Source organism: Shewanella sp. SG44-6 (assembly GCF_014164185.1).
In the GTDB taxonomy this organism is placed as follows: domain Bacteria; phylum Pseudomonadota; class Gammaproteobacteria; order Enterobacterales; family Shewanellaceae; genus Shewanella; species Shewanella vesiculosa.
In genome coordinates this window covers 1-8,177 of sequence record NZ_JACJER010000169.1, presented here as the reverse complement: position 1 = coordinate 8,177, position 8,177 = coordinate 1, and the positions used below count along the sequence as shown (strand labels likewise).

Sequence of the window (8,177 nt, the reverse complement as noted above, 5' to 3'; positions counted from 1 at the left end):
CAACTGAATTCGGACACGTTGGTGGTCACATGGGCCATGAAGTCGACTTTGCTTAAGGCTTCATCCCAACGTTTCCCTTCAGGATTGGAAAAGTTGAAGTTATTAAAATAAGCTAAAATCACTTTAATTTCGTAAGGATCAGCAGCTAGCATGCCATTAGGGACGTTACCCGTGATCACCCCACCTCCAGGCTTACCTTTAGCAATGACAGGGAATGCTAAACGACCACGTTGGTCAATTTTTTCTTTTTTGACACCTTTAGCAGCAATCTCATCCATATAGGCTTTTGCCTCTGGATATTCTTTCAGGAGTGGCGTTTTGTTACCTGGGAATAACCCCCCTTTACTATCGATACCACCAAATAAGCCATTTAAGGCATGGCAAGAAATCGAAGTATATGTTCCGCGGGCTTGCATCACTGCGCCACGGGAAGTCCATACTTGCACCGCAGGTGCCGCCGCCCCCATATCTTTAGCAATGGCAATAATGGTTTTAGGGTCTATACCAGTAATTTTACTAGCCCATTCTGGCGTATAGTCTTTAAGAGCTTGGTTCCACCACTCAACTAAACCGTAGGTATGGGTTTCTTTAAAGCTCTCGATACTGACGGTTTTACCCGCTTTAAACAGGTTCTTACCCTCAATAAAATCACCAACAAAGGGCTTATGCCATACACCTTCAACCAAGGCGACATGGGCAATGGCTAGGGCCAGCACACTGTCTTGACCAGGTTCAATCGGGATCCATTTATGGGCTTTCGCCGCCGAAGCAGAAAGCCTTGGGTCGACTACGACGACTGTAGCCTGATCGAGGGAATCACCCCATGTCTGCGAATAAAAGGAGACTTGACGGTTACTCGCAATGGGATCGGCGCCAAATGACAAAATAAATTTAGCATTTTTAATATCGTACTGGTTATATCCCCAGTTACCATCTAGATAATACGGTCCCATTTTATGGGCTTCAGCACACACTGAACTATGTGAAATATTATTAGGAGAACCAATCAAATTGGTCATCTTTTTATAAAGCAAATCAGTGATATGTGAATATCGACCACGAAGGAGCGCGTATTTATGGGGCTCATTAGCTTCGCGTAAAGCAATGATTTTATCCGCTAACATATCCAGCGCTTTATCCCAAGTAATAGGGACAAATTGAGGATCCTGATCGCGGCCCTTTTTAGGGTTAGTTCGCATCATTGGTGTACGCAATCTATCGGGATCGTACACTTGCTCTAAGCTTAGGTGCTGACGAGGGCAACTGGACATACCGTGGACGCCAGAGTTTGGGTTACCCCTCACTTTCAATGCACGGCCATCCATCACATAAATCTGTTTAGCACACCATGAAGTACAGCCTTGGCAGGTCGTCGCTAACCACTCTCCGGTGCCAGTTCTACGCAAAGGCGCAGGTAATTCGGCGGCAATACCTTCTAGGATAGGGGTAAAGGATAAAGCTCCGCCAATCCCAGTGAGTACAGTACCTGCCGCAGTTGACTTGAGCAGCTGGCGCCGTCCCAAGTTGAATTGATTCTCTTTCTTCATTTTCCACACTCCTAATAAGGGTATGGAATTTAATATATATCTTTTGGGGTATATAACTGCGATTTAGATCAATTTACAAACATCTACACTTTACTGAAATTTACAATTGTGAAACCAAGTTGAAAATATCAAGAACTGTGACTTAGAACCGTAAACTGAAGTTATGTCACATTTTTCTGATATACCAAGGTGCTCAATATTCGAATTTGTGGATTTTAGCAGTGAATATCTTTTGAGTGTTTGACTCCATTTTTTCAAGCGTATAGTATATATGAAAATCCATATATGCATTTTAAGTGGTTTTTAGGGCACCAACACCCACTTTTATTGCCTTCGCTTTCAAACCTGAATCCATTTTATGGGGAAAAAGTTATGACTCAATTTTCGATATTCGATCCCGCTTTATGTTGCAGCTCTGGCGTGTGTGGCACTGACGTTGACCAAGCACTCGTCACCTTTGCCGCCGATTGCCAATGGTTAAAACAACAAGGCATTACAGTAGATCGCTTTAATTTATCCCAACAGCCCATGGCCTTTGCCGAAAACGCCCTTGTCAGACGCTTTTTAGAAACATCTGGTACAGAATCCCTACCGCTTATTCTCTTAAATGGTGAAATGATATTAGCGGGCCGTTATCCAAGTCGGCAGGAACTTTCCCGTTGGGCGAAGATCGATATCGCAGAACCTGCGAAAAATATCGCTCCTTGTTGCAGTGGCAAAACCTCTTGCTGTTAGTCAACTCACGTTTGGAAACACCAAGGATAATCTAATGAAATTTATTCAGAATCCGCCCGCATTCCTCTTCTTTACCGGTAAAGGCGGTGTCGGTAAAACATCGCTATCCTGCGCGACAGCAATTACCTTAGCTGACAGTGGTAAGCGGGTGTTGTTGGTCAGTACCGATCCCGCATCCAATGTAGGCCAAGTTTTCGGACAAACCATCGGTAATAAACTCACGCCAATAGACAGCGTTGCGGGACTAACGGCACTGGAAATTGATCCTCAAGCAGCTGCAGAGCAATACCGCGCCCGTATTGTGGATCCCGTCAAAGGCCTATTACCGCCAGATGTAGTTCGCAGTATTGAAGAACAACTCTCTGGTGCCTGTACCACTGAAATTGCCGCCTTCGATGAATTCACCGGTTTGTTAACCGATGCATCGCTACTGCAAGATTTCGATCATATTATTTTTGATACCGCACCAACGGGGCATACGATTAGGCTGTTACAACTCCCAGGGGCTTGGAGCAGCTTTATCGAGACTAACCCCGAGGGCGCTTCCTGTCTTGGCCCATTAGCGGGCCTCGAAAAACAGGCGGAACGCTACTCGCAAGCATTAGCAGCACTGGCCGATCCCAACAAAACACGCTTGATCTTAGTTGCGCGTCCACAGCAATCCACCCTGATAGAAGTGGAGCGCACTCACCAAGAATTGCGCCAAGTGGGCCTTAAGAATCAATATCTGGTGATTAACGGCGTATTGCCCGAAGGCGCGGCACTCAATGATCCCCTTGCCTCTGCACTCTATCAACGTGAACAAGCGGTGCTCACCAATTTATCCCCCATTCTCACGGCATTACCTCACGAAACGCTGATACTTCAATCGATGAACCTGGTAGGCGTTGCGCCATTACGCCAACTCTTTATGCCTGCAGAATACATTGATTTACCCGCAATTGATGAGCAAGACCAATGTAAGCAAGACAGTCTGCCCCAAGTGCCAACACTGGATAGTTTAATCAGTGAAATCGCGCAGCAGGACCATGGCCTTATCATGCTCATGGGCAAAGGTGGTGTCGGGAAAACTACGCTGGCCGCCGCCATTGCGGTCAGATTGGCAGAGCTTGGCTTAGATGTGCATTTGACCACCTCAGATCCTGCCGCGCATCTAGAACAAACGCTGCATGGTCAATTGGCGAATTTGCAAGTCAGCAGAATCGATCCCGTCGAAGTCACCACTCGCTACCGTGAACAGGTGTTAGCAACGAAGGGCAAAGCGTTAGATGCCCAAGGTAAAGCCTTGTTAGAAGAAGATTTACGTTCGCCATGCACTGAAGAAATTGCCGTATTCCAAGCCTTTTCGCGCATTATCCGCGAGGCGGGGAAACGCTTTGTGGTAATGGATACCGCGCCAACGGGGCATACCTTATTGCTGCTTGACGCTACCGGCGCCTATCACCGTGAAGTCGCTAAACGTATGGGGGAAACAACTCACTATTCAACGCCAATGATGCAGTTGCAAGACAAAGAGCGCACTAAGGTATTATTGGTCACTTTGCCCGAAACTACCCCTGTGCTCGAAGCCGCGAATTTGCAGGAAGATTTGCGCCGCGCAGGGATTGAACCTTGGGCATGGCTTATCAATAACAGCCTCGCCGTTGCCAGAACGACCTCGCCATTATTAAAAGTACGCGCTCGCCATGAACTGGTGCAAATAGAGAAAGTGCAACAGGGCTTGGCCTCTCGGTTAGCATTAATCCCATTGCAGCAAGAAGAACCCATTGGTATTACGCGATTAAGCCTACTGGCAAAACAGCATTAATGTATCCTTATGGGCATTATTTTATGGTTACGGGTAGACGGTATCTGCCCTTTTAGGAGCTTGTATGTGGTTAGCTGGGGCAATTTTTGTACTCACCATAGTGTTAGTAATTTGGCAGCCTAAGGGATTAGGTATAGGTTGGAGTGCCACCTTGGGCGCCGTATTGGCTCTACTACTGGGTGTGGTGCACTTAGGGGATATTCCTGTGGTATGGAATATTGTCTGGAATGCGACCGCCACCTTTATTGCCGTGATCATCATCAGTTTATTATTGGATGAATCGGGATTTTTCGAATGGGCCGCGCTGCATGTGGCCCGTTGGGGCAAAGGCCGTGGCCGTTTACTCTTTACTTACATAGTGTTACTCGGCGCGACTGTTGCCGCCTTATTCGCCAATGATGGCGCGGCGCTGATCCTCACCCCCATAGTGATTGCGATGTTACTGGCTCTGGGCTTTAGCGCCGGAGCAACCTTAGCCTTTGTGATGGCGGCGGGTTTTATTGCCGATACCGCAAGTTTGCCGTTAATTGTCTCTAACCTAGTCAATATTGTTTCAGCAGACTTCTTCAACATAGGTTTTAACGAATACGCCTCTGTGATGGTGCCCGTCGATATTGCCGCTATTAGTGCCACCTTAGTCATGCTGCATCTGTTTTTCCGCAAAGATATTCCCGCGACCTACGACTTGCAAAAACTACGTGAACCTAAGGCCGCCATTCGCGACCTCAACACCTTTAAAACCGGTTGGGGCGTATTAGTCTTACTCTTGGTGGGCTTTTTTGGCTTAGAACCGCTCGGTGTGCCCGTGAGTTTAGTCGCTGCCGTAGGTGCCCTGATCCTGTTTGTTGTCGCGAAAAAAGGCCATGCCATAGATACCACTAAGGTACTGCGCGGCGCGCCATGGCAGATAGTGATCTTTTCATTAGGCATGTATTTGGTTGTTTATGGTCTTCGCAACGCAGGCTTAACCGATTACCTATCAAGCGTATTAAATAGTTTGGCTGAACAAGGGCTTTGGGCTGCCACTATGGGCACGGGCTTCTTGGTCGCGTTTTTATCGTCCATCATGAACAACATGCCAACGGTGTTAATTGGCGCCCTCTCGATAGACGGTAGCAATGCGACCGGCGTGATTAAAGAAGCCATGATCTATGCGAACGTAATTGGTAGCGATTTAGGCCCTAAAATCACCCCCATCGGCAGTTTAGCAACCCTGCTATGGCTGCATGTACTGGCACAGAAAAATATTAATATTACCTGGGGTTATTATTTCCGCGTCGGCATAGTAATGACGCTACCTGTGCTATTTGTCACCCTAGCGGCACTGGCGCTGCGCCTCTCCTTCTAATCTTCGTACATGGGCACTAGAGCATCTGTTTAGTGCCTATGAATAAATTTATAAGCGATTATTTATCAGAGACATGTTATGACTAATATGATTGATGACAGCATTAAGATTTACCACAATCCAGCCTGTGGCACATCGCGCAACACTTTAGGCCTTATCCGCAATTCAGGGGTTGAACCGACTATAATCCTCTACCTTGAGACGCCACCGAGCCGACAAACTCTGCTGCAACTGATTGCGGAGATGGGTATTTCGGTGCGCAGTTTACTGCGGCAAAATGTTGAGCCCTTTACCGTATTAGGCTTAAGTGAAGATAAGTTTAGTGACAGTGAATTAATCGATTTTATGCTCGAGCACCCAATCCTGATTAATCGTCCCATCGTCGTTACGCCATTGGGTACGTGTCTGTGCCGTCCATCAGAAAGTGTTTTAGATATTTTGCCAAATCCCCAATTAGGTGCTTTTACCAAGGAAGACGGTGAAGTGGTTATTGATGCCAATGGGCTGAGAGTAAAAAATAGTTAGATTTTCAAAACAAGCTCTGGCCTCGGGTAATCTCATACCTCGAGGCCTGATTTACAAACATGCAATACAGTTATAGCCTTTAATTTTCGCCAATAAATGGACTGAAAATATTCACCCAAGCGTAATATCCACCAATGATGATAAATACCACGCCAGTGATTTTTCTGGCCCAGTGCTCAAACGCCAATATGTGGTTATAAGCTTTCGCAACGCGATTGGCGCTAATCCCTAATAGGATCGCAAAGACTAAAACCGGTAGACCAGTGGCTAACCCATAAATCGCTGGCAGGGCAATACTCGATTGTGACTCTAGTGCAAGCGGTAGCAGCGAGCCAAAGAAGAGAGCTGCAGAAGTCGGACAAAATGACAACGCAAATAAAATCCCCAGTAGTAAAGCGCCTACATATCCTTGAGGGTTAATTTTGGCTTTTAACTTCTCGAATAAGACACCACTACCTGGTAAGCGTAATGTCAGTAACTCCAGTAAAAACATCCCCACCAATATTAAGATAGGCCCAAGTAACAGGTTCATGTATTTCTGGAGCAACACCGATACCGTCACCGTAGAGAGTAAACTCCCCAAGAGTACTACGCCGAGCACCAAGTAACTGAGCATGCGTCCAATAGTGTAGGCAAGCCCTGTAGCAAATACTCGATATGGGGATTGTATGCCTTTACTGATATAAGAAATTGCCGCTACATTAGTCGCTAATGGGCACGGGCTGATAGACGTTAAAATGCCAAACCAAAAGGCCGACAACAGCATAACTGCCCACTCATCCATGGGTGGGCACCTTGGCAGATGGCACGACTAAGGCTTGATTAGCATTAGTCTGATTAACCATCGCGTTAATCTCTTCAGTCAAATATTGGCTGAATGCCAGCTCGTTGTTGGCCAACTCCCACACACGGTCTAACCGTCGCCAATCTGTATCCACGCCATTGTGGGTATTAGCAATCACCACGGTACGAAATACCAACTGATAATCATCGATGTAATGCTGGTTTTCAGGCAAATCGACATTCACCAAATTTAACTGCATTTCACCATCGCGCACTTGCTTGAAAAACTGATTCATCACAGTAGACTGTGTGAATTTTTCCATGCGGACACAGGTTGTACAGCGCTGATTACCATGAAAATAATAAACATTCAGCCCATCTTTTAATTGAGGTGACACGCTGGCAGCGATATCCGCATTATTAGTTTTAGCAGCGGTTATCGTGCCAAATTGCTGATACCCAACCAACCCTAAGCCTACACAAACCACAGTGAGCAGCAGGTAGCGGACAATTTTTTTAGCGTTCATGCCGACTCCTTTATGCCACTAAGCTGTATGGGCTTTAAGCAAGGTCATGAGCTCATCAACACTGGCAAGTCGTCCCGTTAGAATTATTTGCTCGTCTACCACCAACGCCGGTGTTGACATTACGTTGTAGGCCATAATTTTTTCAATATCAGTCACTTTAGATAGCTGGTAATCAAGATGAAGTGCCTGCGCCGCGGCTTTAGTAGCCTCTGCCAATTTTTGACACTTTGTACAACCCGTACCGAGAATTTTAATATCCATAATTGAGCCTTATTTGGTTACTTTGTTATTTTACCATTTAACCAAATGATAGGTCTGAAACTACTCAATTAATGCGATCTGCTTCTGAATTTGTAGATCTAATAAACCATCAATGCAATGTAACGATGTCAGTAAGCATGGCATGGTAAGACGATAAAAAATCTGCTTACCTCGTTTTTCCATATCCACAATTCCAGCATGGCGCAAAACGGATAAGTGCTTAGAAATTGTGGAAAAATCAACATCAACGCCCTCAACAAATTCACATACACATTTTTCACCCTGTGTAAGTTGCTCTACCATCCATAATCGCGTTGGATGCCCCAGTGCTTTGAAAATATTGGCTTTTACTATAATTCTTTGTTTCATTTTTATAAATTTCCACGACGGTTCAGCGAATGGAACAGTCGTCAGTATAAAATAATCAGCGTTAAAATAATGTAGGTAAACGAAGTTATGTGCTAGACATTTATTTTTTAAATGACCTGAAGATCCTAATCAAGAATATCAGATCACTACAATAGATAACTATTGAACCACTCGATAATCACTCTTAATCTGTGTAGTTGAAGTATAAGAAAAAGTAATGCTAAATCTGCGTAACTTACAATCAAGAAGAAACTACGCTGAATTGCTTTGGGGCA

At 45.5% G+C, this 8,177-nt stretch carries 9 protein-coding genes; 4 read left to right on the top strand and 5 right to left on the bottom strand.

The annotated features are described in order from the left end of the window. Nucleotides 1–1,547, bottom strand: a 1,547-nt coding sequence (locus H5185_RS19940; protein ID WP_182742967.1) for a molybdopterin-dependent oxidoreductase, incomplete at its 3' end; no start/stop codon positions are given. Between the two features lie 372 nt (nt 1,548–1,919). Here H5185_RS19940 and arsD point away from each other — a divergent pair. The 4 genes from arsD (at nt 1,920) to arsC (ending at nt 5,962) form a co-directional block, all read left to right on the top strand. Continuing rightward, the gene (arsD, locus tag H5185_RS19935; RefSeq protein ID WP_182742966.1) at nt 1,920–2,282 is read left to right on the top strand and encodes an arsenite efflux transporter metallochaperone ArsD; all 363 of its coding nucleotides are present in this window, start codon (nt 1,920–1,922) and stop codon (nt 2,280–2,282) included. A gap of 34 nt (nt 2,283–2,316) precedes the next feature. After that, the gene (gene arsA / locus H5185_RS19930) at nt 2,317–4,089 is read left to right on the top strand and encodes an arsenical pump-driving ATPase (RefSeq protein WP_182742965.1); all 1,773 of its coding nucleotides are present in this window, start codon (nt 2,317–2,319) and stop codon (nt 4,087–4,089) included. A gap of 64 nt (nt 4,090–4,153) precedes the next feature. Further along, complete coding sequence (locus H5185_RS19925; RefSeq protein WP_182742964.1) at nt 4,154–5,437, top strand: arsenic transporter; 1,284 nt, start codon at nt 4,154–4,156, stop codon at nt 5,435–5,437. A gap of 87 nt (nt 5,438–5,524) precedes the next feature. Further along, nucleotides 5,525–5,962, top strand: a complete 438-nt coding sequence (arsC, locus tag H5185_RS19920) for a glutaredoxin-dependent arsenate reductase (RefSeq protein WP_182742968.1) — start codon at nt 5,525–5,527, stop codon at nt 5,960–5,962. Between the two features lie 79 nt (nt 5,963–6,041). On the opposite strand, the gene H5185_RS19915 is transcribed toward arsC, so the two are convergent. Genes H5185_RS19915 through H5185_RS19900 form a run of 4 tightly spaced genes read right to left on the bottom strand, consistent with a single transcriptional unit; the run spans nt 6,042 to nt 7,902 of the window. Further along, nucleotides 6,042–6,746, bottom strand: a complete 705-nt coding sequence (locus H5185_RS19915) for an aromatic aminobenezylarsenical efflux permease ArsG family transporter (RefSeq protein WP_182742963.1) — start codon at nt 6,744–6,746, stop codon at nt 6,042–6,044. Then, nucleotides 6,739–7,272 carry a nitrophenyl compound nitroreductase subunit ArsF family protein gene (locus H5185_RS19910; RefSeq protein ID WP_182742962.1) on the bottom strand — a complete coding sequence of 178 codons (534 nt, stop codon included), beginning with the start codon at nt 7,270–7,272 and terminating at the stop codon, nt 6,739–6,741. The genes H5185_RS19915 and H5185_RS19910 overlap by 8 nt, the downstream gene beginning before the upstream one ends. Nucleotides 7,273–7,290: 18 nt before the next feature. Continuing rightward, nucleotides 7,291–7,533 carry a thioredoxin family protein gene (locus tag H5185_RS19905; RefSeq protein WP_182742961.1) on the bottom strand — a complete coding sequence of 81 codons (243 nt, stop codon included), beginning with the start codon at nt 7,531–7,533 and terminating at the stop codon, nt 7,291–7,293. Nucleotides 7,534–7,593: 60 nt separating this feature from the next. Continuing rightward, the gene (locus H5185_RS19900) at nt 7,594–7,902 is read right to left on the bottom strand and encodes a helix-turn-helix transcriptional regulator (RefSeq protein WP_182742960.1); all 309 of its coding nucleotides are present in this window, start codon (nt 7,900–7,902) and stop codon (nt 7,594–7,596) included. Nucleotides 7,903–8,177 lie beyond the last annotated feature (275 nt).

Bases quoted from the DNA above. Each gene is read 5' to 3' on its own strand.
- H5185_RS19910 (WP_182742962.1), bottom strand. From the start codon at position 7,272: ATGAACGCTAAAAAAATTGTCCGCTACCTGCTGCTCACTGTGGTTTGT.
- H5185_RS19900 (WP_182742960.1), bottom strand. From the start codon at position 7,902: ATGAAACAAAGAATTATAGTAAAAGCCAATATTTTCAAAGCACTGGGG.
- H5185_RS19915 (WP_182742963.1), bottom strand. From the start codon at position 6,746: ATGGATGAGTGGGCAGTTATGCTGTTGTCGGCCTTTTGGTTTGGCATT.
- arsA (WP_182742965.1), top strand. From the start codon at position 2,317: ATGAAATTTATTCAGAATCCGCCCGCATTCCTCTTCTTTACCGGTAAA.
- H5185_RS19905 (WP_182742961.1), bottom strand. From the start codon at position 7,533: ATGGATATTAAAATTCTCGGTACGGGTTGTACAAAGTGTCAAAAATTG.
- arsC (WP_182742968.1), top strand. From the start codon at position 5,525: ATGATTGATGACAGCATTAAGATTTACCACAATCCAGCCTGTGGCACA.
- H5185_RS19925 (WP_182742964.1), top strand. From the start codon at position 4,154: ATGTGGTTAGCTGGGGCAATTTTTGTACTCACCATAGTGTTAGTAATT.
- arsD (WP_182742966.1), top strand. From the start codon at position 1,920: ATGACTCAATTTTCGATATTCGATCCCGCTTTATGTTGCAGCTCTGGC.